Annotated in this window: 18 protein-coding genes and 1 pseudogene; 7 read left to right on the top strand and 12 right to left on the bottom strand. The window is 72.5% G+C overall.

Features of this window, described 5'->3' with window-relative positions; translation table 11 throughout:
- Positions 1 to 54 precede the first annotated feature (54 nt).
- From QNO07_RS25580 to QNO07_RS25560, 5 genes are all read right to left on the bottom strand, one after another.
- Positions 55 to 1,629: a S8 family peptidase gene (locus QNO07_RS25580; protein WP_283994828.1), complete on the bottom strand. Its 1,575-nt coding sequence runs from the start codon at positions 1,627 to 1,629 to the stop codon at positions 55 to 57.
- A 439-nt stretch (positions 1,630 to 2,068) separates the two neighbouring features.
- Complete coding sequence (locus QNO07_RS25575) at positions 2,069 to 2,350, bottom strand: hypothetical protein (RefSeq protein ID WP_283994826.1); 282 nt, start codon at positions 2,348 to 2,350, stop codon at positions 2,069 to 2,071.
- 106 nt (positions 2,351 to 2,456) lie between these two features.
- A complete protein-coding gene (locus tag QNO07_RS25570; protein WP_283994825.1) occupies positions 2,457 to 2,867 on the bottom strand; it encodes a hypothetical protein in 411 nt (136 codons plus the stop codon).
- Positions 2,864 to 3,049 carry a hypothetical protein gene (locus QNO07_RS25565; RefSeq protein WP_283994824.1) on the bottom strand — a complete coding sequence of 62 codons (186 nt, stop codon included), beginning with the start codon at positions 3,047 to 3,049 and terminating at the stop codon, positions 2,864 to 2,866. The genes QNO07_RS25570 and QNO07_RS25565 overlap by 4 nt, the downstream gene beginning before the upstream one ends.
- 153 nt (positions 3,050 to 3,202) lie before the next feature.
- Positions 3,203 to 3,745 carry an Asp23/Gls24 family envelope stress response protein gene (locus QNO07_RS25560; protein ID WP_502961939.1) on the bottom strand — a complete coding sequence of 181 codons (543 nt, stop codon included), beginning with the start codon at positions 3,743 to 3,745 and terminating at the stop codon, positions 3,203 to 3,205.
- A 417-nt stretch (positions 3,746 to 4,162) separates the two neighbouring features.
- Here QNO07_RS25560 and QNO07_RS25555 point away from each other — a divergent pair, with 417 nt between their 5' ends.
- The 3 genes from QNO07_RS25555 to QNO07_RS25545 are packed head-to-tail and all read left to right on the top strand — an operon-like array spanning position 4,163 to position 5,852.
- Positions 4,163 to 4,753 carry an RNA polymerase sigma factor gene (locus QNO07_RS25555; RefSeq protein ID WP_283994822.1) on the top strand — a complete coding sequence of 197 codons (591 nt, stop codon included), beginning with the start codon at positions 4,163 to 4,165 and terminating at the stop codon, positions 4,751 to 4,753.
- Positions 4,750 to 5,460, top strand: coding sequence for an Asp23/Gls24 family envelope stress response protein (locus QNO07_RS25550; RefSeq protein ID WP_283994821.1), 711 nt, complete (start codon positions 4,750 to 4,752; stop codon positions 5,458 to 5,460). Before QNO07_RS25555 ends, QNO07_RS25550 begins: the two co-directional genes overlap by 4 nt.
- Positions 5,461 to 5,462: 2 nt before the next feature.
- Positions 5,463 to 5,852: an Asp23/Gls24 family envelope stress response protein gene (locus QNO07_RS25545; protein WP_283994820.1), complete on the top strand. Its 390-nt coding sequence runs from the start codon at positions 5,463 to 5,465 to the stop codon at positions 5,850 to 5,852.
- A 61-nt stretch (positions 5,853 to 5,913) separates the two neighbouring features.
- Here the strand turns inward: QNO07_RS25545 and QNO07_RS25540 are convergent, their stop codons facing one another.
- From QNO07_RS25540 to QNO07_RS25525, 4 genes are all read right to left on the bottom strand, one after another.
- Positions 5,914 to 7,341, bottom strand: a complete 1,428-nt coding sequence (locus tag QNO07_RS25540) for a VWA domain-containing protein (RefSeq protein ID WP_502961940.1) — start codon at positions 7,339 to 7,341, stop codon at positions 5,914 to 5,916.
- Positions 7,342 to 7,452: 111 nt separating this feature from the next.
- A complete protein-coding gene (locus QNO07_RS25535; protein ID WP_283994818.1) occupies positions 7,453 to 8,304 on the bottom strand; it encodes a putative protein N(5)-glutamine methyltransferase in 852 nt (283 codons plus the stop codon).
- Positions 8,305 to 8,644: 340 nt separating this feature from the next.
- Entirely contained in the window at positions 8,645 to 9,322 is a 678-nt protein-coding gene (locus tag QNO07_RS25530) for a response regulator transcription factor (RefSeq protein WP_283994817.1), read from the bottom strand.
- Positions 9,319 to 10,440, bottom strand: a complete 1,122-nt coding sequence (locus QNO07_RS25525; protein WP_283994815.1) for a sensor histidine kinase — start codon at positions 10,438 to 10,440, stop codon at positions 9,319 to 9,321. The genes QNO07_RS25530 and QNO07_RS25525 overlap by 4 nt, the downstream gene beginning before the upstream one ends.
- A gap of 402 nt (positions 10,441 to 10,842) precedes the next feature.
- Between QNO07_RS25525 and QNO07_RS25520 the strand changes: the two genes are divergently transcribed.
- Entirely contained in the window at positions 10,843 to 13,044 is a 2,202-nt protein-coding gene (locus QNO07_RS25520) for an MMPL family transporter (RefSeq protein ID WP_283994814.1), read from the top strand.
- Between the two features lie 61 nt (positions 13,045 to 13,105).
- Here QNO07_RS25520 and QNO07_RS25515 read toward each other — a convergent pair whose 3' ends face one another.
- The 3 genes and pseudogenes from QNO07_RS25515 to QNO07_RS25500 form a co-directional block, all read right to left on the bottom strand.
- Positions 13,106 to 13,711, bottom strand: a complete 606-nt coding sequence (locus tag QNO07_RS25515) for a hypothetical protein (protein WP_283994813.1) — start codon at positions 13,709 to 13,711, stop codon at positions 13,106 to 13,108.
- Between the two features lie 19 nt (positions 13,712 to 13,730).
- Positions 13,731 to 13,937, bottom strand: a complete 207-nt coding sequence (locus tag QNO07_RS27620; protein WP_349636877.1) for a type II toxin-antitoxin system prevent-host-death family antitoxin — start codon at positions 13,935 to 13,937, stop codon at positions 13,731 to 13,733.
- A gap of 78 nt (positions 13,938 to 14,015) precedes the next feature.
- Positions 14,016 to 14,231, bottom strand: a pseudogene (locus tag QNO07_RS25500) (hypothetical protein); the annotation flags it as partial.
- Between the two features lie 368 nt (positions 14,232 to 14,599).
- Between QNO07_RS25500 and QNO07_RS25495 the strand changes: the two are divergent.
- The 3 genes from QNO07_RS25495 to QNO07_RS25485 form a co-directional block, all read left to right on the top strand.
- The gene (locus QNO07_RS25495; RefSeq protein WP_283994812.1) at positions 14,600 to 15,841 is read left to right on the top strand and encodes an NAD(P)/FAD-dependent oxidoreductase; all 1,242 of its coding nucleotides are present in this window, start codon (positions 14,600 to 14,602) and stop codon (positions 15,839 to 15,841) included.
- Between the two features lie 371 nt (positions 15,842 to 16,212).
- The gene (locus QNO07_RS25490; protein ID WP_283994811.1) at positions 16,213 to 17,448 is read left to right on the top strand and encodes an aromatic ring-hydroxylating oxygenase subunit alpha; all 1,236 of its coding nucleotides are present in this window, start codon (positions 16,213 to 16,215) and stop codon (positions 17,446 to 17,448) included.
- Positions 17,445 to 24,593, top strand: a 7,149-nt coding sequence (locus QNO07_RS25485; protein ID WP_283994810.1) for an amino acid adenylation domain-containing protein, incomplete at its 3' end; no start/stop codon positions are given. The genes QNO07_RS25490 and QNO07_RS25485, both read left to right, overlap by 4 nt.

Below are 24,593 nucleotides of genomic sequence, written 5' to 3'. Positions count from 1 at the left end.
GGGCTCTCCGGGGGTCGGCGCGGGACGTCACAGCGAGTCAGCGACCCGCCGGGCTCAGAACTGGAGCGCCCAGCGGTCGATGAAACCGGTGTCGTAGCGGGCGTTGTCGCTCACCCGCAGCTTCCAGGTCCCGTTGGCGGCGACCGAGGAGGCGTTGACGGTGTAGTTGCGGATGATGTTGTCGCTGCTGCCGCCGTCACCGTAGTTCTTCAGGCGGAAGGTGGTGCCGTTCGGGGCGACCAGGTCGACCTGGAGGTCACCGATGTAGGTGTGCTTGATGTCCACCTCCACGGTCAGCGCGGAGGGCGCGTTGCCGGAGACACCGCTGACGGTGATCGGGGACTCGGTCGTCTGGTTGTCGTTGATCGGGTAGTCGGCGGCGTTCTCGAACCGGTTGCCGGGCTCACCGGGGTCGCCCGGGCCGCCGGAGCCGACCTGGAGCAGCCGGTTGGGCGAACCGGTGCCGGGGTTGGTCACCTTGCCGGTGACGGCCGCGGAGTTCAGCGCGCTGCCGATCTGGGCGGGGGTGGCGGAGGGGCTGGCACCCAGCAGCAGGGCGGCGGCGCCGGCCACGTGCGGGGACGCCATCGAGGTGCCGGAGATGGTCCGGGTGGCACTGTCGCTGCCGATCCAGGGCGCGGTGATGTCCGAGCCGGGGGCGAAGATGTCGACGATGGTGCCGTAGTTGGAGAAGGACGACCGGGCGTCGGTGCGGGTGGTGGAACCGACGGTGATCGCCTCGGCCACGCGGGCCGGGGAGTAGTTGGCGGCGTTGCTGTTGTCGTTGCCCGCGGCCACCGCGTAGGTGACGCCGGAGGCGATCGAGTTGCGCACGGCCTGGTCGAGCGTGGCGTTGGCGCCGCCGCCGAGGCTCATGTTGGCCACGGCCGGCTTCTTGGCGTTCCGCGTCACCCAGTCCACACCGGCGACGACGCCGGTGATGGTGCCGGAGCCCTGGTCGTTGAGGACCCGGACCGAGACCAGCGAGGTCTTCTTCGCGACACCGTAGGCGGTGCCGCCGACCGTGCCGGCCACGTGTGTGCCGTGCCCGTTGCCGTCGTTGCCGTTGCCGCCGAAGGCGTCGAAGCCGAAGCTGGCGCGGCCGCCGAAGTCGGAGTGGCTGTGCCGGATGCCGGTGTCGATGATGTACGCCGTCACCCCTGCCCCGGCCTGGTCGGGGTAGGTGTAGCTGTTGTTCAGCGGCAGGTTGGGCTGGTCGATCCGGTCCAGGCCCCACGAGGGCGGGTTGGTCTGGGTCGCGGACGCGGTGACCTTCTGGTCCTGCACCACCGACTCGACCGCCGAGTCGGCGGCGAACTTCTTGGCCTGCTTCTCCGTCAGCTTCACCGAGTAGCCGTTGAGGGCCGCCTCATAGGTGACGTTGATCTTGGCGCCGTACTTCTTGGCAAGTGCCCGGCCCTTCGAGGACGAGGCGTCGGCCGCGTCCTCGTCGAGCGTGATGAGGTAGCTGTCCTTGATCGCGCCGGGGGCGCCGACGTTGTCGATGACACCCTCGGGGCCGTCTGCGGCTGCCGCGGGTATCGCGGAGCCGAGTCCGAGGGCGACGGCCGCGGCGGTGGCCACGGCGGCAGCTGACCATCTGTGTCTGGGGGAACGCATCACTGCCATGGAGAGGTCCTTCTCGTGGTGGTGCGCCAATGTGGGGAGTGACAGACGCGGACATGACATCCAGGCGCCGTCAGCCGAAAGATTCGCCGAACCATAGGAATCCCACAAGAGCCCCGTACGCATTTCATGTGTCTGTCATACAGAGGTCATGCCAATCGATGCCAACTCGGCAGCAATACGCCGAAATTGACCACCACGGAGAAGTACCGGAAAGCCGCCCGCGCGCACTTCGGGGCGTTGTTGCGGGTGACCGGCGCACCCGTGCGGCAAACCGGCCAGAACCAGCCACCGGGTGCGCGGACTCCGGACGAGCCAGGGACGGCGGGGCGACGGGGCGACGGGCCAGGGGCGATGAGCCCGCGGCAATGGGCCAGGCGCTATCCGGCAGCGGGGCGGAGGACGGAGGCGGCAGTGGTACGCCGCTCGGGCCGACGTTCCGTCAGGTGCCCCGGGTGGTGCCGAACGTAGTGCCGGACGTGACGCCGACCCCGGTGCCGGTCGTGGTGCCGGTCGTGGTGCCGGTCGTGGTGCCGGACGACGCGGAACCGCAGCGCAGTCGCAACCCGGGGCGGCCGGTGGCGGCGCGGGCGTGCGCCAGGGCGGCCACCGCGTCGGCCTGTACCGCCGCTGCCGCCGTCGCGGCGACCGGCACCAGGGCGGCCGGCAGCCGCCGGTCCGACCAGGGACGTGTGGCGCGCGCGGCCGCCGACGCGCCGCTCACCGCTGCTCCCCGTCGGCGGGTGCGGGGGTCAGGCCGTCCACGGTGACCTGCACGTCGAGCACGGGTGTGCCGGTCAGCTCCGCCGAGCGCGCGGCGACGGCACCTCTCAGCCGCATGCAGGTGCGCCCAGGTCGCTCGGGCAGGGCAGTACCACTCCGATCTTGATGCGGGTGCCGCCCCGCCGTATGCGGACGGCCGCCCGGGGCAGCCCGGTCGGCGCACCGGGCACCGCCCGGCGCAGCGCCTCCCCCGCCGCGCCTGCCGCGACGCGCTGGTGGGCGTGCTCAGAGATCCGGGTGGCGCCGCGCTCCCCGCCGGGGACCGGGTGCGAGGTGCTGTCAGTGCCGTCCCCAGCCTGCCCGGTGGCGTCACCTGCCCGGTCGGCGGCGCCACGTGCCGGGGCGGCGGCGTCACGTGCCGGGGCGGCGCCATGTGCCTGCCCGCTGCCGTGTGCTGACTGCTCTTCGCGCGGCGCCGCCGACTCGTCACGCGGCGCCGCCTGCCCTCGGCGTGTCACTGCCTGCTCCTCGCGAACGACCGGAGCCACTGCGCGGGTTCGGTGTCACTGTCCGCCGCACGCCCCGCCAGCCAGCCGAGCGCACCCAGCGCCCCGACCAGCAGGAAGGCGGCAAGGCCGCCGAACCAGCCGGCGAAGCCGAGTGCCATGCCGACCATCAGCCCCACGACGGACCTGCTCACCGCTCACCTCTCGTGCTCCCAGCGCCGCTCGCCGACGCCCTGACTGCCCTGCCTCCACCCGGCCCACCGCGGCATCAGCCCACCGCGGCACCGGCCTGCCCGGCTCCGGGCAGGCCGGCCGTTCCCACCGGGGCGTCGCCACCCGGAGGTACGTCACTCCACCCGGGACTCGGCGAGCGCCTCGGGCTCGTCGTCCGGGAGCTGCACGTCGTTGACGGCGATGTTGACCTCGACGACCTCCAGGCCCGTCATGCGCTCGACCGCGGCGATCACGTTCTCCCGCACGTCGTGCGCCACGTCCGGGATCGGCACGCCGTACTCGACGACGATGTCCAGGTCGAGGGCGGTCTGCCGCTCCCCGACCTCGACCTTGACGCCGCGCGTCACGTTGGGGCGGCCACCCGGCACCCGGTCCCGGACGGCGCCCAGCGTGCGTGCCAGGCCGCCGCCGAGCGCGAACACGCCCGGCACCTCGCGGGCCGCCATGCCGGCGATCTTCTCCACGACGCTGTCGGCGATCGAGGTCTTGCCGCGCGACGCACCCTGCGCGCCGGAGGAGTCGACGTGCACGGTCGTGGTGCCGACCGCGCGCGTCCGGGTCTCCGGCACCTGCTCGCTCGCGGTCTTCGGCGCGACGACCCCCTGCGGTGCGCTGGCGCTCTGCGGTGCGGTCGCGGTAGCCGGCTTCATGGCCATGGCAGATTCTCCTGTCGCATTCGGGTGAGGTCTGTCCCCACCACTCGTTCCCCCTGCCCGGTCCCGCCGGGTGCGGTACCGCCCGTCCCGTTTCCGGGCCCCTTCAGGTGCTCCTGCCCGGGTTTCCCCCGGAACGAGCGGGTGACTCGTGCTCGGTGAAGACTTGGACCCGGCAGAGCCGCATCCGTCACGCCGTCCTGGCAACTTGTTCGGATTCCTCGGATTCCTCGGAGCGGCCTTCCCGGACCGGACCTCGCTCGGCGCGTCCGCGCCCCACCGGCGGTGAATCGCGTCCGCAGGCGTGATGATGGGCGGGCGGCCGTGTCGAACGCGCGGCAGCGGCGGCGGGCGGAGGGTTTCGCCGCGGCTGCGACCGGGAGGACACGGTGGGAAACGTGACAGGAGAGGAGCGGGCACGTGCCGGAGGACGATGAGGCACCGGTGGCCACCGGGCCGGTCGCGCAGCCGGAGCTGGGCGACGCCCTGCTGGCCGTCCGGGCGGGCGAAGGCGACGAGGAGGCCTTCGAAGTCCTCGTCCGGCGCCACAGCCCGGTGCTGATCAGCCTCGGCACACGCATGCTGGGCAGCCGCGCCGACGCCGAGGACGCCGTGCAGGACGCGTTCGTCAGCGCCTGGCGGCGGCTGCCTGAGTTCCGCGGCGACTCCGCGTTCCTGACCTGGATGTACCGCATCGTGACGAACCGCTGCCTCAACCTGCTGCGCGCCAGACGGCCCACCGAGCAACTCGACGTGCTCGGCGAGCCCAGCGCGCCCGAGTACCGCTCCTCCCCCGCCCGCGCCGCCGAGACCACCGCGGCGGTGAAGGACCTCACCCAGGCGCTCGCCCAGCTCAGCCCCGAGCAGCGGGCATGCTGGGTGCTGAGGGAGCTGCACGGGCTGGGCTACCGCGAGATCGCGGGCGTCGTCGGCATCAGCGAGCAGGCGGTCAGAGGCAGGATCTTCCGCGTACGGCGCTACCTGACGGAGGCGATGAGCGCATGGCGATGAGCGCGACCCCCGACCCCCGGCGGGACGAACCGCAGCACAGCGAACCGCAGGACAGCGAACCGCAGGACAGCGGACCGCAGGACAGCGGACCGCAGGACGACACCGAGATGCTGCCCTGCGGTCGGAGCCTGGACGAGGTCTGGGAGAACGGTCCCGAGGCGTCCACCGACCCGCACTCGGCGAGCTGCCCGCACTGCACGGCCGCGCTGGGCGAACTGCGGCTGCTGGACGGCTTCGTACGGCAGGAGATCGCCGCCGAGCAGCTGACGGCGGCCGAGGAGACGGACGGCGTCTCGGCCCGCATCACCGCCCGGGTGATGGACATCGTCCGCACCGAACTGCGGCCCGGACCGGCCGTGCCGCTGGGGACCGATGCGGACGACGCCTGGATCGTCGAGACCGCCGCCTCCCGGACGTTCCGCGCCGCCGCGGAAGAGGTCCCCGGAGTGCAGGCCGGCAGCTGCCGGGTCACCCCGATGGACGCCCCGGGGCGGCTGTACCTGATGCCCGGCGGACGGCTGCCGCGCGAACCGGTCAGGGTGCGCCTGGAGGTGTCGGCGCCGCTGGACCCCGCGCGGCCGGTGCCGCTGATCGCCGAAGCCGTCCGCGACCGGGTGCGCGGTGCCGCGCAGGACACCCTCGGCATGGAGGTCGGCGCCGTGGACGTGGTGGTCATCGATCTGCTCGACGGGCCGGAGGACGCATGAGGGTGACGGACCAGCAGCTGCGCGAGGTGCGCGACCGCCTCACCGAGACGGCCGCGGAAGCGGCCCGCCGCACCCCGGGCGTCGCCTTCCTCCGCTCGGACCTGGCGACGGTGCTGCGCGCCACCTCGCGGCTGGCGGGCGGCAGCGGTTCCCCCGGCGGCGCCGCACCGGCGGTGCGGGTGCACCGCACCGGGTCCGGCGACGCGTGGGAGGCGGAGGTGGACGTGCGGCTCGCCGTGCACCGCGGCACCCGCGTGCTCGACGTGTCCCGCGCGGTGCGCGGCGCCGTGGAGGCCGCCGTCACCGCAGACCTGCCCGCCGACACCGCGCACCTGCCGGGCGGCCGGGTGCCGCGGGTGCGGGTGAGCGTCATCGTCACCGGCGTGGTCTGAGCAGCCCCGCAGGGCAGGCCCCCGGCAACCCCGCCGAGCAGTCCCGCCCGGGGGCGAGGAGTCAGCGCAGGATGCCGGCCGCGCGGGCCGCGGTGAGCCAGGACGGGAACTCCGACAGCAGCCGGTCGTACAGCTCCGGGTCGGACAGCGAACCGATGTCGTCCGCCGCGAAGAAGCCCACGTTGTCGACGCGGCGGCCGGGCAGCGTGTCGAACTTCTCCAGCACGCCGTAGTCGGCTCGGCCGAGCCCGACGAACTGCCAGAAGACCGGCTCCTCGACGGCCGCGCGCAACTCCCGCTCGATCTCCGCGTTGCGGTAGACGCCGCCGTCGGAGAAGAACAGCACCAGCGTCGGGTCGGACGCCGGGTGGTCCCGCACGAAGGCGCGCACCTCGGCGATGACCTTCTGCTCCTCGTTCTGGATGCCGACCGTGCGCATGTCCACCTGGCCCTCGGCCAGTCCGCGCTTCGCCTTCTTGGGCCGTCCGAACAGGCTCATCTGGCCCACCCTGACGTGCAGCCGCAACCAGTCGGGCAGCTCGCCCAACCGCAGGTCGGGCAGCCGGGCGGGGTGCGAGGCGAACGTCCACGCCTGCATCTCGCCGTCGTCGTCGAGCTGCGCGGCGACCGCCGCCATGCGCTCGACGACGTCCGTCACCACGCCCTTCGCGTACAGCGGCGCCATCGACCCGGACGCGTCCAGTACCAGCAGGACCCGGGCCGTCGCACCGGCCGCACCGTGCTTGCGCAGGCTCACCGCGACCTGCTCCTTGCGCAGCGACAGGCGCTTGCGCATGTCCACCGGCAGGTCCTCCTCCCCCTTCGCCCACCGCACCCCGCCAGGGGCGGGCGCCTGGGGCTGGGGCTGGGGCTGGGGCTGGGCGGGCGGTGGTGCCTGCGGGACGGCGGGGATGGTGGGGGCGGCCGGGACGGCGGGGATGGTGGGGGCGGCGTGGGCCGGTTCCTCGTCGACGCTGATGCCGAAGTCGCCGGCCAGCCCGGCCAGCCCGGAGGCGTAGCCCTGCCCGACCGCGCGGAACTTCCACTGCCCGGCCCGCAGGTACAGCTCACCGCCGACGAACGCCGTCTCGGTGGTGGCGGTCATGTCGAAGTGGGCGATCTCCGTGCCCGCCGCCGCGTCCAGCAACGCCAGCCGCAGGCCGGGGACCTGGCCGAAGGTGCCGCCGTCGGCGGACGCGCACAGCACCACCCGCTCGATGCCCGGCTCCAGCCGGGCGAGGTCCACCGCGACCGTGTCGCCGGCCGTTCCGGCAGAGGCTCCGCCGGTGTCCTTGCCCTCGTGCCGCACCGCCCCGGAGGCGTGCCGGGGCTGGTTGTAGAAGACGAAGTCCCCGTCGGAGCGCACCCGTCCGTCACCGGCCAGCAGCAGCGCCGACGCGTCCACGTCCGGTGCGCCGGGGGCCGCCGTCCAGGTCAGACGCGCCCGGACGGCGGGAACGGGAACGGGCAGGTTGGCGCCCTTGCGCAGCGGGAGAGACGTCACCGGCACAGTGTGCCGCAGGGCCCGCCCGCAGCCCAGCCCCCACCGGCGGGCAGTGGAGCTGCGTCGGGCGGGCCCGGCGGCCGGGGCCAGGCGCGCCTACGCGGCGGGGAGGCGACCGACGACCACGGTGGCGTCCAGCTCCTCGCACGTCGTGCTGGTGGCCGTGAGGCCGCCCCGGGCCACGGCCTCGGCGGTGCCGGCCGCCTGGCGCTCACTGGTCTCGACGAGCAGCACACCCCCGGGCGCCAGCCAGCGCGAGGCGCCGGCGGCGACCCGGCGCTGCACGGCGAGGCCGTCCTCACCACCGTCCAGGGCCACCCGCGGCTCGTGCTCCCGTGCCTCGGGCGGCAGCAGGCCCAGCGAACCGGTGGGCACGTACGGCGCGTTGGCCACCAGCACGTCCACCCGGCCGAGCAGCCGGGGCGGCAGCGGCGTGTACAGGTCGCCCAGGTACGCCCGTCCCCCGGCGGGCAGGTTGCGACGGGCGCAGCGCACCGCGACCGGGTCGATGTCCACGGCGTGGCACTCGGTCCCGGGCAGTTCGACGGCGAGCGCCGCCGCGACCGCCCCCGACCCGCAGCACAGGTCCACCACGACGGTGCGCGGACCGGCCGACGAGGACCCGGCCGAGGCCGACCCGGCCGACGCGGACCGGGCCAGCGCCGCCGCCTGCCGGACCAGGAACTCGGTACGGCGCCTGGGCACGAACACCCCGGGTTCCAGCACCACCCGCAGACCGTGGAACCGGGCCCAGCCGAGGACCTGTTCGAGTGGCAGGCCGGACACCCGGCGATCGACCATGACGGCCAGCTGGGCGGGCGTGCGCGCGGTGCAGGCGAGCAGGTGTGCCTCCTCCTCGGCGAAGACGCAGCCGGCCGCCCGGAGCCGGTCGACGAGAGCGGGAGAGAGAAGGGCAGCAGAGGGGAGGTCGAGCGGGGGAACCGGCATGGGGGCCTTTCGGGGAGCCGAAGGGCGCTCTCCCGGTCAGCTGCGCGGAGCGACCGGACGGCCGAGGGAGGAGAGCACCCAGCCTGCTGGAGCGGTGATGGGTCCCACCTCCCCGGTTCTGCTCGGTCCTGCCGTGGGCGCTCGGACGCGCCGCACGGGTCACCGCCAAACTACCCGAGCCCGCCCGCCGGCACACGGCGGCCTCCTCCTCGGCCCCGGAGTCGGCGGCGGAGTCGGCAGCGGAGTCGGCAGCGCCCAAGGCGCGCACCGCCCCGGACCACGTGCCACGCGTGCCGGACGCCGAACACCTGCCGTACGAGACGTTCTTCACCACGGGGGCTCAGTGGCCGACGTCGTGGCCGCCGGCTTCGACGAGGCCGCTCTCGTAGGCGAAGATCACGATCTGGGTGCGGTCGCGCAGGCCGAGTTTGGTGAGGATGCTCGACACATGCGACTTGACGGTCGCGGCCCCGATGAAGAGCCCACCCGCGATCTCCGAGTTGCTGGCCCCCCGGGCGACGGCGGCCACCATCTGGCGTTCCCGCTCGGTGAGGCGTTCCAGTCGTCCGGCGACGGCGGGGTTGACGGTGCGGTGCTCCGCGAACCGGCCGATGAGGCGCCGGGTGATGGACGGCGCGAGCAGCGCCCCGCCCTCGGCCACCGTGCGCACGGCGGTGGCGAGTTGCTCCGGGGGGATGTCCTTGAGGATGAAGGCGGCGGCACCCGCGCGCAGCGCCCGGTAGACGTACTCGTCCGGGTCGAAGGTGGTGAGGATCAGCACCCGGACGTCCCAGTCCGCGTGCTCCAGAATCCGGGACGTCGCCTCCAGGCCGTCCAGTTCGGGCATGCGGATGTCCATGAGGACCACGTCCGGGCGGTGCCGGCGGGCCGCCTCGATCGCCTCCAGGCCCGTTCCGGCCTCGGCCACCACCTCGATGCCGTCGTCCATCCGAAGGATCATGGCGAAGCCCCGGCGGACGAGTGCCTGGTCGTCGGCGACGACGACGCGGATACTCACGCGGGCTCCCCTCCGGTGGGCAGGCGGGCGGCCACCCGGAAACCGCCCCGGGGCTCCGGCCCCGCGTGGAGGGTACCGCCCAGCAGAAGCGCCCGCTCGCGCATGCCGACGATCCCGTGGCCCACCACACCCGGCTGGGCCAGGCCGGGCGCCGGCCGGTCGCGGGCGCCCCGGCCGTCGTCGACCACCTCGACGGTGACGGCGGCACCGGACTCCGCGCGGCTGAGGCGTACTTCGGCGCGGGTGCGGGGGCCGCTGTGCTTGAGCACGTTGGTCAGCGCCTCCTGCACGATGCGGTACGCCGACAGCTCCACCCGCGCCGGGAGCGGGGCCCGGACCCCGTCCGCGAACGACACCTCAAGGCCCGCCTCGCGCACCTGCTCCACCAGCAGGGGAATGTCCGCCAGCCCGGGCTGCGGGCCGAGTTCGTCCCGGTCCCCGTCCGGCCGCAGCACCCCCAGCAGGTGCCGCAGCTCGTCCAGCGCCTGGCGTCCCGCCTCCTCCACCGCCGCCATGGCGTCGACGGCGCCCTCGGGGTCCTCGGCGGCCACCATCCGCGCCGCGCCTGCCTGCACCGTCATCATGCTCACCCGGTGGGCGACCACGTCGTGCAGTTCACGAGCGATGTGGGTGCGTTCCTCGGCGACGATCCGGCGTGCCTCGGCGGCCTGTTCCCGGCGCAGCTGGGCGGCGCGTTCCTCGCGCAGCCGCAGGCGCCGGCCGACGTACCAGTCCACGAACATCACCACGGCCCCGAAGGCGGTCTCCCCCCAGGGGACGGAGAGCGTGAGGCCGTCGACGGTGAGCACGGTGACCGCGCAGGCCAGCCCGACCGGGCCCTGCCTGCCGTGCGCGGCGTACCGACCGACGGAGTACAACGCGACGAGCGCGGCGCCGCCCAGGTCGGCGTAGCCGCTGCCCAGGGTGGCGGCCCAGGCGGCGAGCACCACACCCAGGCAGACCACCGGCGCCCGCCGTCGCCAGTACAGCGCCGCGCAGCCCACGGCGAAGACCAGCAGGGCGGCGACCGGGACGTCGGTGACCGGGCGGAACACGATCGAGTCGCCGGGCCCCTCCACCAGGGACACCGTGGCCGCCAGCATGGCGGCCGCCAGCACCGCGTCCGCCGTCCGCGGCCAACGGCGGAAGGGCCCGCGGAACCGTCTCGAGCCGCCGGGGACCCGCGTTCCGGAGGGCGGCGCCGTGCGGTTCATCGTCGCTCCAGGGTCGGGCGTCCGGCGCTGCGGCGCAGGTCCTCGGGACGCCGGGCAGGCCGTGCTGTCTCAGGATCGTAGACGCGGGCCGGACGCCGGGTCACCCGCCCGCAGGCGGATGGCGGACTCCCCCGCCGGGGGGAGGCACCGCCCGGCCCCGACCGTCGCCCGGGCGAGTGCGGAACCCCTCCGGCGGCCGGGGACGGCGGAGCCGCCGACGCCCACGATGGAGGCCCCCGAACCGCTGAGGACTCCCGCCGCCACGGCCGGAGCCGGGCGTCGGCCATCCCACAGGAGCACGCATCCATGAACCGGATCACCCGCCGCATCGGCGACGCCAGCGCCCGAAGGCCGTGGCGCACCATCGTCGCCTGGGCCGCCGCTCTCACCCTCGTCCTGTCCCTGGCCGGCGCGATCGGCGGCTCGTTCACCGACGACCTCGCGGCCCCCGGCAGCCAGAGCGAGAAGGCGATGGCGCTGCTGGAGGAACGCTTCCCGGAGGCCACCAGCGGGACGGCCGTGGCGGTGTTCGCCGTGCCGGAAGGGGAGCGCCTGGAGCCGCAGCGGCCCGCTGTCGACGGCGCCGTCGCCCGGCTCGCCGACATGGACCGCGTCGCCGCGGTGGCCGGCCCGTTCACCGCGGGCACGCTGTCGCCCGACGGGCGCATCGGCTTCGCCCAGATCACCTTCGACCTGCCCGTGACGGAGGTGCAGCCCGAGCTGCTGCGCGCGCTGGCCGAGGCGATCGCACCGGCGCGGGAGGCCGGTCTCGTCGCCGAGTTGGGCGGGGACGCCGTCTTCATCAACGCCGAGACGGAGACCTCGGGCGCGGAGGCGGGCGGTCTGCTGGCCGCGCTGGTGGTGCTGGTCGTCGCGTTCGGCACCATCGTCGCCGCACTGGTGCCGATCACGCTCGCGCTGGTGGCGGTCGCCGCCGGACTGGGCGGTGTGATGCTGCTGGCCCACGCGATGGACGTGTCCAGCGCGGCCCCGGCCATGGGGGCGATGATCGGCCTGGGAGTCGGCATCGACTACGCGCTGTTCATCGTGGTGCGCTACCGCGAGAACCGCGCCGCCGGGCAGGACAACCCGACCGCGCTCTCCAACGCCATGGCGTCCTCGGGCACCGCCGTCCTGTTCGCGGGCGGCACCGTCGTCGTGGCCATGGCCGCCCTCGCGCTGACCGGCCTGGGCTTTCTGACCTCGATCGGCCTGAGCACCTCGCTGATCGTGCTGTTCGCCGTGGCGACCGCGCTCACGCTGCTGCCGGCGCTGCTGTCCCTGCTCGGTGACCGCATCGACAAGGGACGGCTGCCGGGCCGCCGGCGCCGGGCCAAGCGGGCCGAGGAGACGGCGTGGTGGCGTTTCGCCCACCGTGTGTCTCACCGGCCGTGGCGGTACCTGCTGGTCGCCTCGGTGGTACTACTCGCACTGGCGGCCCCCGCCCTGCGCATGGAGACGGGCTTCCCCGACGCCGGCGACGACTCGACGAGCACCACCCACCGCCGCGCCCACGACCTGCTGTCGGAGGGCTTCGGCCCGGGCTTCAACGCCCCGCTGCTGATCGTCGCCGACCTGCGCGCGCCCGGCGTGGACGCCCGCTCCCTGCCCGCGCTGGCCGAGCGCGTCGCCGCCGACCCCGGCATCGCCACGGTCGGCGAACCCCGGACCTCCCCCGCCGAGGACACCGTGGTGCTGCCCGTGCTCCCCACCACCTCCCCCTCGGACGCCGCGACCACCGAGACCCTGGGACGCGTCCGCGACCTGCTCCCCGCCAACGTCGCGGTGTCGGGCCTGACCGCCATGACCGCGGACCTCACCCAGCAGCTCGACGACACCCTGCCGGTCTTCATCGCCGCGATCCTGGCAGCGTCGTTCCTGCTGCTGATGCTGGTGTTCCGCTCCCTCGTGGTGCCGCTGAAGGCCGCCGTGATGAACCTGCTGTCCATCGGCGGTGCCTACGGCGTGGTGGTCGCCGTGTTCCAGTGGGGCTGGCTCTCGGGCCTGTTCGGCCTGGAGGAGACCCTGCCCATCGTCTCGCCCCTGCCCACGCTCTTCTTCGCGGTCCTCTTCGGCCTCTCCATGGACTACGAGGTGTTCCTGCTCTCCCGCATCCGCGAGGAGTACAACGCCACGGGTGACAACGCCGAGTCGGTGGCGCGCGGCATGGCCGCCACCGGCCGGGTGATCACCTCCGCCGCGTTGATCATGACGGTGGTGTTCCTCAGCTTCGCCACCCAGCCGTCGCCCCTCGTCAAGATGATGGGCCTGGGCCTGGCGACCGCGATCGCACTCGACGCGACGATCGTCCGCATGGTGGTCGTGCCCGCCACCATGGCACTGCTGGGACGCGCCAACTGGTGGCTGCCCCGCGCCCTCGACCGCCGCCTCCCCCACATCGGCGGGGCTGGGGTAGGGACCGAGATCGGGGCTGGGGCCGGGACCGAAACGTCCGGGCGGCCCGGATCGGTGGACGCTCGGCAGAAGGCCCAGGTACCGGGGAGGTGAGCGGTCCGGACGAGCCGGTCGCGCCTCGTGGGCGGCGGGTTGCGGACTCGGTTGCCGACCCTCACAGCCAGTCGTACTCCGTCGCGTCGGGCGAGTACGAGAGTTCGAGGCCTTCACCCACGGGAGCGTGCCCGGACGGTGTGGAGCGCACCGCCTGGACGTGGAGGCGGTCACCGGGGAGGACAGCGAGCAGGGCCAGCCCTGACGGGACGGGACGGCGGTGAGAAGCGGGTTCCGTCAGGTTCCCGACCTCCAGGAAGTCGGCTTCCTCGGTGACGAGGAGTCCCACGACTCGTACCATCTCGTCACCTTCGTCCTCAGCCGCCCTGCCGGTGTGAAGCCGGACCTCCGTTTCCACGACGAACGCCGTGGCGTGACCGCGCAGCACTCTCGCCCGTGCCGAGGCATCATGCAGGTCGAAACCGAGCGGACCACCCCCGAGGGGTTCGGCGTCCGACCAACGCCCGTCGCCGCATTGGCCGCAGTCACGCGTCGAGTAGTACACCTCCTCCGCGACATGCCCGTCGTCCCTGCGGTGGACGAGCAGGACAAGGCCGAGATCATGCGCGGTCCAGACGTCCGCGGCGAACTGCCCCACGTCGCGGGTCGTGCCGCCGGTCGCCATCGGGAGGCCGCCTTCGAGGGCCTCCCGGGCGAGTTCGGCCATGGGGCGCCTCATTCCGCTGTCACTGGACACGTCGACGGGCGACGTGTCGGCGGGACTTGGTGCGGTTGCCGCACAGTCGCATGGAGCACCAGCGAGCGTATGCGTCGGCCGAGACGGGCACGGCGGTGCCGTGCCCGGAGACGATCTCGATGGCCTCGTGATCGTCGTTGACCGTCCTGATCAGTGGGAGAAGAGCCCTGCGGGCATCCCTCGCGGTGATGGACATGACCCGACCCTTCGCCAAGTGCACGCTCGCGTCAACATGGAGCGGTGAGCAGCGGCCTGTCCGCGGGCCGCCGGCCCCTCACGCGGGTGCCGTGGGCCTCTCGTCCGCCACGCCCAACCGCGCCTGTTCCTCCTCGACGATCTGTCGGGGCGACTCGGTGTCCGACACGTCGACCGCGTCCGGGGTGGCCTCGGCCATGGTGCTGCGCCGGGCGTAGGCGTCGAACAGGCGGGTCTTCTGCTCCAGCATCCTCACCATGCGTGCGTCCACTCCCCCGGTGGCGATGCTCCGGTGGGCCGGTCCGGACGACGGCGTAGTGGGCAGGGGCTCCGCACCGGCGGGACTTACTCTCCACCCCATTCACCACGCGTTCATCCATTTCTCCGGCGGCGAGAGGCGACGCGGGCCCACGTGGCTGGTTCCCGCCCACTCGTGACTATGACGCAGGACACGCGTGCCCCTGAACCGGGAGAGACAAAAAGTGCACACCCCCCAGCAACTGGGCGGAATGAAAGATTCGACTTGTGAGCGGTGAGATGCCGGGGCAATTCTCGGCCAATACCGAACCTTGACCGTGATCTACCGCACGTCATAGCCTCAGAATCGTACTCGCGGGCCGCACTCAAAGGTCCGTGGTACGCAACTAGTTGACGGGGGATTGTATGTACGACGTCATTGTCGTGGGTGGTCGCTGTGCCGGATCACCATTAGCGATGCTGCTGGCCCGGCAGGGGCACCGGGTCCTCGTGGTGGATCGGGCCTCGTTCCCCAGCGACGCCGTGTCGACCCACTACATCCACCAGGCGGGGCTGCTTCGGCTCCAGGCCTGGGGCCTGCTCGACGAGATCATCGCCGCGAAGACCCCGGCACTGCGGAAGATGCACTACTCCTACCGGGGGATCGACCTCAACGGGTTCGCCGATCCGGTGGATGGCATCGACGCCGTCTACTGCCCGCGCCGCATCGTGCTGGACGAGATCCTTCTCAACGCCGCCCGCCGGGCCGGCGCCGAGGTCGTCGAGGGCTTCACCGTCTCGGACCTGGTCTTCAGCGACGGCCGCGTGACGGGCATCCGCGGACGTGAGGGGGACGGGCCGGAGCGGGAGTTCCGCGCCACCGTGGTCATCGGTGCCGACGGCTTCCACTCCACGGTCGCCAAGAAGGTCGGTGCGGAGCTGTACAACGTCCGCCCTGCCGCGGGTTTCATCTACTACTCGTACTACAGCGGTCTCGACTGGGGCCTGCACCACAAGACCGGCCTCAACGAGAAGTGGTTCGGTACCTGGCCGACGAACGACGGTGTGAGCATGCTGGCCGTCATCTGCACCCGGCGCCAGCTCAAGGAGTTCCGCCAGGACGTCGAGGCCGGTTTCCAGGGCGTGTTCGACGACGTGTCCCCCGAGATGGGCGTGCAGCTGCGCGATCAGGGCAGGCGCGAAGAGGACTTCAAGCCCATGCGCTACCCGGACAACTACTACCGCCGTGCCCACGGGCCCGGGTGGGCACTGGTCGGCGACGCCGGCTACCACAAGGACCCGTACACCGGATGGGGCATCACCGACGCCTTCCTGCACGGCGAGCTCCTGGCCGAGCGCCTGCACCAGGGCCTGTCCGGCGAGCGTCCGATGGAAGACGCGATGGCCGAGTACGAGAAGATGCGCGACGAGGAAAGCGCCGGCGTCTACGACTTCACCACGACACTCGGTGAGCTCACCGAACTCCCGCCGTTCTTCCAGGCGACCATGAGTGCGATGAGCAAGAACCAGGAGTGGACCAACAAGATGCTCGGGCTGATCGGCGGAGTCGTTCCGGACTACGAGATCTACGCGCCGGACGCCCTTGAGCGCCTCTACGACGACGCCGGCGTGCCGCAGGCGGAGCGGATCTACGACCCGGCGGGCTGAGGCAGACAGCCTAAGCCGCACCACCGGACCGGACCGGACCGGGCACACCCACGCCAAGCGCCGTGCTTCGAGCGCGAGGCACCGACGCTCACGCCGGTGCCTCGCGCACCCCTCACCCGAGCAATCGTGCGTGAACGCCGTGCGCCCGTATTCCGACCGGTTCAGCTCGTCGAATTCCCTGGTGCAGCCGGCGGCCTTTTCACCTGACCGGCCGGCCGCCCAGTACCTGTTCGGCGTTTAGCCACACCTCTTCGTTCACCATGCCGTTTTCCACCCTTCCCGTGGCTCAATGCGGCCCTCTTTCCGCATGCCTCGGTCAGCGGCATTCCGGCACTGCATTCATGCGCTTCACCCCTGAGGGAGCCCAGCAGATGACGCGTGCGTCCAGCATGTTCGATCTCATCAGTGATCAGGACGATGAAAGGCCCTACTTCGAGTCAGGCGGCATCGGCAGGTCGCACGAGTTCTACACCGGCGAGGAGCAGCACCGGCGGGAGATGTCCCGCATCTACGGCCGGCGCTGGCTTCCGGTCGACCACGTCTCCCGGTTGAAGGAGAAGGGCGCCTACAGCACCCTGAACATCGGCACAGGCTCCGTCCTGATCATGCATGGGGACGACGGGATCCAGGCGTACCACAACTACTGCCGGCACCGGGGCTACAAGCTCGTCGAGGAGGCCACCGGCAAGCGTCAGAGCCTGGTCTGCCTCTACCACTGCTGGGTGTATGACCGCAACGGCAAGCTCAAGAGCCTCAACGGCACCTACTTCGACCACTTCTTCGAGAAGGAGAAGAACGGTCTGCTGCCGGTACGGACCGAGGTGCGGTACGGGGTCGTGTTCATCGCCTTCTCCGACGACGCCCCGGATCTCGACACCTCCCTGGGCGAGTTCGGCGAGTTCGCGCGGGTCTACGAGCTCGCCGACCTGGAGTGCGTGGAGGCGAAGGACTATCCGGTCGCCTCGAACTGGAAACTCGTCGCGCACAACGTCAACGAGAGTCTGCACTTCCCCACCGCCCACAAGGACCTGCACCGCATCACCGACTTCGACGACGCCGGTACCTACGACCTCGAGGGCGACATCGTCGGAGCCTGGCAGTCGATCCGCAACGGCTACAACTCCGTCTCCATGACGGGCCGCAGCGGCCGGACGCCGCTGCCGCTGGTACCCGAAGCGGACCAGCAGAAGATCAACTGGATCACCATCCTGCCCAACCTCCTGTTCGGGTTCACGGCTGACTACGTGATGATGCAGTGGGTCTGGCCCGAGAGCCCCGGTACCTGCTTCGTCCGGCACTTCTGGCTCTTCCACCCCTCCGAGACCGCCAAGAGCGACTTCTCCCACGAGGCCGTGTTCGCGCTGTGGGACAAGGCGAACTACGAGGACTGGGAGATGTGCGAAAGGACGCACCGCGGCCTGTCGAACCCGCTGTGGACGCCGGGGCAGCTCTCGCTCGACGAAGAGGTCGTCTCGCAGATCGACGCCTGGGTCGCCGCCGAGACGTCGGGCGGTCCGGAGGCGGCGGGGCACTCGGACACCGCTGCGAAGGATGAGGCCGTCGCCGAGTCAGCGGACGCCTCCGAGGCCGGGGAGGCCAAGGAGTGAGCACCGCAGCCAGTTGCTTCGTCATCGGCGGCACCCGAGTCCTCACTCAGTGCGCCGCGCAGCTCCTTGAGGCGGGCGTGCGGATCGAGGGCGTCTTCAGCGACGACCCGGCCGTGTCGGCCTGGGCGGGTGAGCACACGATTCCCGTCCTCGACCCGCACGGCGACCTGTCGGAGACTCTCTCGGCACAGCCGTTCGACTACCTGTTCAGCATGGTCAACTTCCGGATCCTGCCCGCTGCGGTCCTCGACCTGCCGCGGGTCGCCGCGATCAACTTCCACGACGGCCCGCTGCCCCGCTACTCCGGCAGCCACGTCCCCGCCTGGGCGTTGTACGAGGGCGCGTCCCGGCACGCGGCGACCTGGCACCGGATGACGGAGGCAGTGGACGCCGGCGGTGTGCTGCTGGAGCGGTGGTTCCCCGTTCGCGACCACTCCACCGCCCTGTCGCTGACCTATGAGACGGCCGAGAAGGGCATCGAGCTCTTCGCCGACCTTGTACCGCACGTGGTGGCGGGCACCCTGCCCGAGCCGGTCGACACCAGTGACCGCGAGCGGCGGTTCTACCGGCGGTCCGCCCGGATGGCGTCCGGCGGCCTCATCCACGCCGGCACCCTCGCTGTCGAGGCCGCCCGGCTCTCCAAGGCCCTGGACTACGGTTCCTTCCCGAACCCGCTCGGCGTACCGACGCTCGTCACCGAGCAGGGTGCGGTCTTCGCCCGGCAGGTCAGGCTGATTCCGCGGGACGAGCCCCGCACCGATACCAGCGTGCTGTCGGTGACCACGTCGGCCATCACCCTGGCCGCCCCGGACGCCGACCTCGTGCTGAGTGACTGCGCTGCCGTCGACGGCAGTGCGCTCAGCGGCCAGGCGGCCGCGCAGCGGCTCGGCATCACCCCGGGGGCACCGCTGCCCGCCGCCTCGGCGGAGCGCCTGGCCGACATGGCCGCCGCGCAGAAGTCGCTGCGGCCGCACGAGCCGTGGTGGCGCGAACGGCTGGAGAGGCTGCGCCCCGCCCCGCTGTCCGCTGACGACTTCTCCGCTGCCGCGGCTCACTACGGCCACCACGAACTGGCTTTCACCCCCGCGTCGCGGGAGGAGACGGTCGCGGTCATCCGTGCCTTCCTGGCCGTCGTGGCCGAGCGCACCGGCGAGCACACCTTCGACTTCGCCTGGTCGCCGACGACCGCGCGGGTCCTCGCCGAACGGACCCACGGCCTCGCCGCCGCGCGTTTTCCTGTGCGGTTCGATCGCGACACCACCCGGACCCTGCAGGACAAGCTCGACGAGGCGACCGCCCACGAGGGCTACGCCAGCGACCTCGAACTCCGGCTCGGCCTGGCCGGACGTCCGCTGGGCTCCGACGAACCGAGCTTCACCCGCGTCATGGTGCTGGACCGCAGCGCCGGGGAAGAGGCGTCCGCCGAACCGCACACCGAGATCGCGCTGCTGTGCCTGCGGGACGGTCCGCCCACGGTCTTCGTACGGGAGACCGCGATGGGCGAGGACGAGGCGCTGGAGTTCACCGAGCGGGTGGAGGACATGGTCCTGAGGGCGCTGCTCCACGGCGAGGAGTCTCCCGAGGGACGGTCCGAGCAGCCGTCGGAGAAGCCCTCCGAGCAGCCGTCCGGGCAGCCGTCCGAGGGGCGGTCGGACGACCCCGCGATCACGCCTGGTCCGGGGACGGTACTGGACCTCCTCGCAGCGACGGTGACCGACCGGCCCGGCGCCACCGCCGTCCGCAGCGGCGCCCGCGCCCTGGACTACGCCGGCCTGGACGCCTGGGCGGACGCGATCGCCGCCCGCCTCCACGACCAGGGCATCGAGTCCGGCTCGGTCGTCGGCGTACTCATGGAGCGGGACATCGCGCTGCTCCCGGCCGTGCTCGGCATCCTGCGGGCCGGTGCGGCCTTCCTGCCGCTGGACCCGGGCTACCCCGTGGAGCGGCTGCAGCGGTACGTGGAGGTGTCGCGGTGCGACCTGATCGTCACCGACGCCCGCACCCACGCCCTGGGGGCCTCGCTGGGCCCCGCGCTGCGTGTGCCCGAGGCGGATGGCTCAGCTCAGGCGGTTCCGCCCCGGGTCACCGCCGGTGACCTGGCCTACCTGCTCTTCACCAGCGGATCGACCGGCGACCCGAAGGGCGTGGAGGTCGAGCAGGGGGCGCTGGCCAACTTCCTCACCGGAGTCGGTGAGCGGCTGGGCGTGTCACCCGACGACACCGTGCTCGCCCACACCACCGTGGCCTTCGACATCTCCCTGCTGGAGCTGCTGCTCCCGCTGACGGTCGGCGCGACGGTGGTCCTCGCCCCTCGCGAGGCGGCCGGCGACCCTCACCGGCTGGCCAGGATGGTGGGCGAGGTGACCGTTGCCCAGGCCACGCCGAGCATGTGGCGCCTGCTGCTCGGCACCGGATGGACTCCGCACGAGAAGCTCACCGTGCTCTCCGGTGGCGAGGCCCTGCCGCCGGCCACCGCCGAGCGCCTGCACACACCGGCCCGCGCCCTGTGGAACCTGTACGGCCCGACCGAGGCGACGATCTGGGCATCGTGCCACCAGGTGACCTCGGTGGGCTCCTTCCTGCCGCTGGGCGCCCCCCTGCCGAACATGGGACTCCACGTTCTGGACGGGGAGCTGGAGCAGTGCGCGGCCGGAGCGACCGGCGAGCTGTACCTCTCCGGTACCGGGCTGGCCCGCGGCTACGCCGGTCGTCCGGACCTGACGGAGAACGCCTTCACCGTTCACCCGGTGACCGGCGTACGGCTCTACCGCACAGGTGACGAGGTACGGCTGCATCGGGACGGCGCGATCGAGTGGCTCGGCCGCGTCGACGCGCAGGTGAAGGTGCGCGGCAACCGCATCGAGCCCGCGGAGATCGAGCGGGTGCTGGAGAGCTTCGACGGCGTCACCGCCGCCGTGGCCGTCGCGGTGCGGTTCGAGGGACGCGGCGAACCGAGGCTGACCGCCTACCTGGTGTGCGACGGCACGCCGACCAAGTCCCAACTCGACGAGTTCGTCGGCAACGCCCTGCCCGGTTACATGGTGCCCGACGCGTACGTCAGCCTCGACACCCTGCCGCTGACCGACAACGGCAAGGTGGCGCGTGCGCGGCTTCCGATGCCGACGCGGGACACCGTCCTGCGCTCGGCCACCGCCGAGGCCGCCGTAGCCGCCGTCCCGGCGGAGCCGGTGGCGCCCGAGACGCCGGAGGCGCCGGGTACCACCGCGGACGCGCTGGCGGAGACGATCGCACGGGTATTCGCCGCCACTCTGGACCACCCCGACTTCGACGTGCACGCCAACTTCTTCGATCTGGGCGGCGACTCCGTCAACGTCACCTTCGCCGCCGTACAACTCGGCCGTGAACTGGGCGCGGACATCACCGCACCGTCGATCTTCGCCTCCGGCACCCCGGTGAAGCTGGCCCGCCTGCTGGGCGCGGAGGGTGTGGTGAGGCTGCTCGGCCCGGATGCCGCGACTGCGGAGCCCGCCGAACCCGCCAGGACCGGGACACCCGCCGCGACCGCAGGGCCCGTATCCGCGGTGACCAAGACGGCGGCGCAGGCCCCGGCGGAGTCCGCGCCGACGGAGCCGACCCGGCCCGCCGACGAGGGGGCCCTGGCCGTCATCGGCATGGCCTGCCGGTTCCCGGGGGCCGCCACACCGGACGAGTTCTGGCTGAACCTCGTCAACGGGGTGTCCAGCGTCGGTGACGCCCCGGACGGCAAGCGCGGCTGGGCCCACCTGTGGACCGGCGACGACAACGAGCGGATGGGCTGGGTGGACGGCGTCGAGTACTTCGACGCCGGCCGCTTCGGACTCACCGACCGCGAGGCCCGCCGCATGGACCCTCTGCAGCGGATCCTGCTCAGTGTGACGGCGGAGGCCCTGGAGAGCTGCGGCCACGACCACGCCTCCCTCGGTGCCGCCACCGGCGTCTTCGTCGGTGCCATCGCAAGCGAGTTCCCGGAGCTCGTGGCCCGGAGCATCGGTTACGGCGACCCGCACGTGGCGACCGGAACCGCCGCCTCCATGGTCGCCAACCGGCTGTCGCACGTCTTCGACTGGTCGGGGCCGAGTCTCGCCGTCGACACGGCCTGCTCGTCCTCCCTCGTCGCCCTCCACCAGGCGGCCATGCACCTGCGCGCGGGCGAGGTGGAGGCCGCCGTGGTCGGAGCCGCGAACCTGGTGCTCACCCCGGACAGGACGCGCTCCTTCGTCCGCAACGGGATGCTGTCCCCGCAAGGGGTGTGCCGCGCCTTCGACGACGAGGCCGACGGCTACGTACGGGGCGAAGGCGCCGGCGTCCTCATCCTCAAGCGGCTCGCCGACGCCGAACGCGACGGTGACCCGGTCCTCGCTGTGATCCGCGGCACCGCCGTCAACCACACGGGGGGCAGCGCCGGCTTCCTCACGGCGCCCAGCAGGCCGGCTCAGGAAGCCGTGCTGCGCAACGCGCTTGCGCGGTCCGGGTTCACCGCGGCCGACATCGGCTACGTCGAGGCGCACGGCACCGGAACCCAGCTCGGCGACCTCATCGAACTCGAAGCTCTACGCGCGGTGCTGGGCGAGGCGGCCGGCCGGCGCCCCGTCGCGGTGGGCTCGGTGAAGACCAACATCGGCCATCTGGAGCCCGCCGCGGGTATCGCCGGACTGATCAAAACGATCCTGGCGCTCCAGGCGGCTCACATCCCGCCTTCGTTGAACTTCAGCACCCCGAACAAGTCCTTCGACTTCGACGGTTCGCCCCTCTTCGTGGCCGACCGGCTGCTGCCGTGGGGCAGCGGTCCGCGCGTCGCGGGGATCAGCAGCTTCGGCTTCGGCGGTGCGAACGCCCACGCGGTGGTCGAGGCGGGCCCCGGAACGGAGCCGGACGGCCCGGAGCCCGGTTCGCGGCTGCTGATCCTGTCCGCGGGCTCGGACGAGGCGCTGCGCACCCTTGCCCACCGGCTCGTGCTGATGCTGCGTTCCTCGTACTGCCCGACCCTTGACGCGCTGAGCGAGGCGAGCCGGCAGCGACCGGCCGCAACCCACCGGCTGGCGTGCGTGGCGGACAGCGTGGAGCAGCTTGAGGACAAGCTCCAGCTGTTCCTGGCCGGCGTCGAGGACACCCGCTCCCTCCATGTGGGGGTGGCGTCCGAGGCCGCGCGTACCGACGCCGGTCCGATCAGCGCCGGGGCGGGTCGCGAGACGCTTGACACGGCGGCCCGTGCGTTCGTGACCGGCGCGGACCTGCCCGCGGGCCGGCGGCGCCGGGCGGGCGTACGCTTCCCGACCGCGCCACACGCGGAGAAGTACCTCTGGCTGGAGCCCGCCGGCCAGCCGGACGCGGCCGTTCGGGAAGGTGCGCCTGCCCGTACGGGGAGCACGTGGACAGAGCACCCGGAGGCCGCGGAGCACACGGTCCTCGGCAAGCCGACGCTCCCCGGCGCCGGATACCCCGGCAAGGTCGCCGAACTCATCGGCCGAGCCCGGTTCGGTCTGCGGGACCTCACCTTCCGGGCAGCCGTCGAGGCCCCCGCCACCCTCACGGCTGAACGCGACAACAACGCGATCGCCTTCCGCGACGGCACCGGCGCGCTGGTGTGCACCACCGAGGTGACCGAGACCGAGCAGCCGGTGCTCTCCGCTCCGGCCACTGCCGACGGCTTCACAGCCGTGGGACTCGACGCCATGTACGACGCGTTCGAGCGCGCCGGGCTCAGCTACGGTGCGGGCTTCCGGACCGTGGCCACCCTGTCCGTGGCGCCCGGACAGGCCCTGGGTGAGCTGCGCGGCGACGGGCGGCCCGCAGGGGCGGTGGACACCCGGCTCCTGGACGGCGCCTTCCAGATCGCGCTCGCCGCGTGCGGCGCGCAGGCCCTGTACGTCCCGTTCACCATCGAGCGGCTCACCGTCCTCGGTCGGCTTCCCGACACTGCCCGGGTGTACGCCCGGCGCGATCGGGACACCGGGCCTGACTCCGGTCTGCTGACCGCGAGCCTCGTGGTGCTCGACGGCGATGTCCCCGTGCTGGAGGCCCGTGGAGTCACCTGGAAGCGGCTCTCCCCGGCGCCGTCGCCGGGAGGCACGGGAGGTGACGCGCGCAACGGCCACCGTCCCGCTCCCGTGGCGGTGCCCCCGCCCGCGCCGGCCCCGGCGACCGGTGGCACCCGTCCCGTGCCGCCCCCCGGCCGCCGGGGGGCCGGCCTGGACGCCGCACTGGGCCGGTGGGTGGCGGCCGCCCTGGAACTGGACATCGACGAGCTGGAAACGGATCGCCCGCTGCAGGAGCAGGGTCTCGACTCGATGCTCGCTGTCTCTCTTGCCCAGGACATCCGGGCCAGACTGGACGTGGACATCCCGGTGACGCTGGTCCTGGAGACCGGTACGGTCGACCGGCTGGCCGCCGAGCTGCGGGACGAGTACGGGGTCACTGCGGCACCCGCCGGCGAGGAGGGACCTCCGGTTCCGGGCGGTGCTCCGCAGGCCCCCGTACCCGAGGAGCCCGTGGAGCCGAAGCCGGGACCGACCCCGGCTCCGGCCTCGGCCCCGGCCCCGGTGCGGCTTGCCGCGCAGCCCGATGACGCGGAGTCCGGTGACGCGGAACCGAACGACATCGCCATCGTCGGCTTCGACGGGGTGTTCCCCAACGCCGAAAGCCCCGAGGAACTATGGCGCGTTCTGGTGGAAGGCGAGGACTGCCTCACGGAGGTGCCAGCGTCCCGCTGGGACATCGACTCGTACTTCGGAACGGACGGCAAACCCGGCACCGTCTATCTCAGGCGTGCCGGATTCGTCCGGGGGCTGACCGACTTCGACCCCGGGTTCTTCCGGCTGTCGCCCTCGGAAGCGGAGTGGATTGATCCGCAGCAGCGCCATCTTGTCCAGTCCGCCTGGCGGGCCCTGGAAGACGCCGGCCTGGCGGGAAGGACCCATCGCTCGACCGGCGTGTTCGTGGGCGCCAGCTACCAGCACTACCGCGACACGGTTGTCGGGGACGTCGTGCAGACCGCGGCCGGCCTGGGCAACCACAACGCGATCCTGGCGAACCGGGTGAGCTACTTCCTGGATCTGCGCGGGCCGAGCATGACGATCGACACACTGTGCTCGTCGTCGCTGGTCGCCCTGCACACCGCGGTGCGCAGCATCCGGGACGGCGAGTGC

The organism is Streptomyces sp. 549 (genome assembly GCF_030124175.1).
GTDB lineage: Bacteria > Actinomycetota > Actinomycetes > Streptomycetales > Streptomycetaceae > Streptomyces.
This window is presented reverse-complemented; position numbering and strand designations above follow the sequence as displayed.

Coding starts and splice junctions, on each gene's coding strand:
- QNO07_RS25580 (WP_283994828.1), bottom strand. CDS start 1,629: ATGGCAGTGATGCGTTCCCCCAGACACAGATGGTCAGCTGCCGCCGTG.
- QNO07_RS27620 (WP_349636877.1), bottom strand. CDS start 13,937: ATGTCCATCACCGCGAGGGATGCCCGCAGGGCTCTTCTCCCACTGATC.
- QNO07_RS25550 (WP_283994821.1), top strand. CDS start 4,750: ATGAGCGCGACCCCCGACCCCCGGCGGGACGAACCGCAGCACAGCGAA.
- QNO07_RS25515 (WP_283994813.1), bottom strand. CDS start 13,711: ATGGCCGAACTCGCCCGGGAGGCCCTCGAAGGCGGCCTCCCGATGGCG.
- QNO07_RS25495 (WP_283994812.1), top strand. CDS start 14,600: ATGTACGACGTCATTGTCGTGGGTGGTCGCTGTGCCGGATCACCATTA.
- QNO07_RS25490 (WP_283994811.1), top strand. CDS start 16,213: ATGACGCGTGCGTCCAGCATGTTCGATCTCATCAGTGATCAGGACGAT.
- QNO07_RS25535 (WP_283994818.1), bottom strand. CDS start 8,304: ATGCCGGTTCCCCCGCTCGACCTCCCCTCTGCTGCCCTTCTCTCTCCC.
- QNO07_RS25560 (WP_502961939.1), bottom strand. CDS start 3,745: ATGGCCATGAAGCCGGCTACCGCGACCGCACCGCAGAGCGCCAGCGCA.
- QNO07_RS25520 (WP_283994814.1), top strand. CDS start 10,843: ATGAACCGGATCACCCGCCGCATCGGCGACGCCAGCGCCCGAAGGCCG.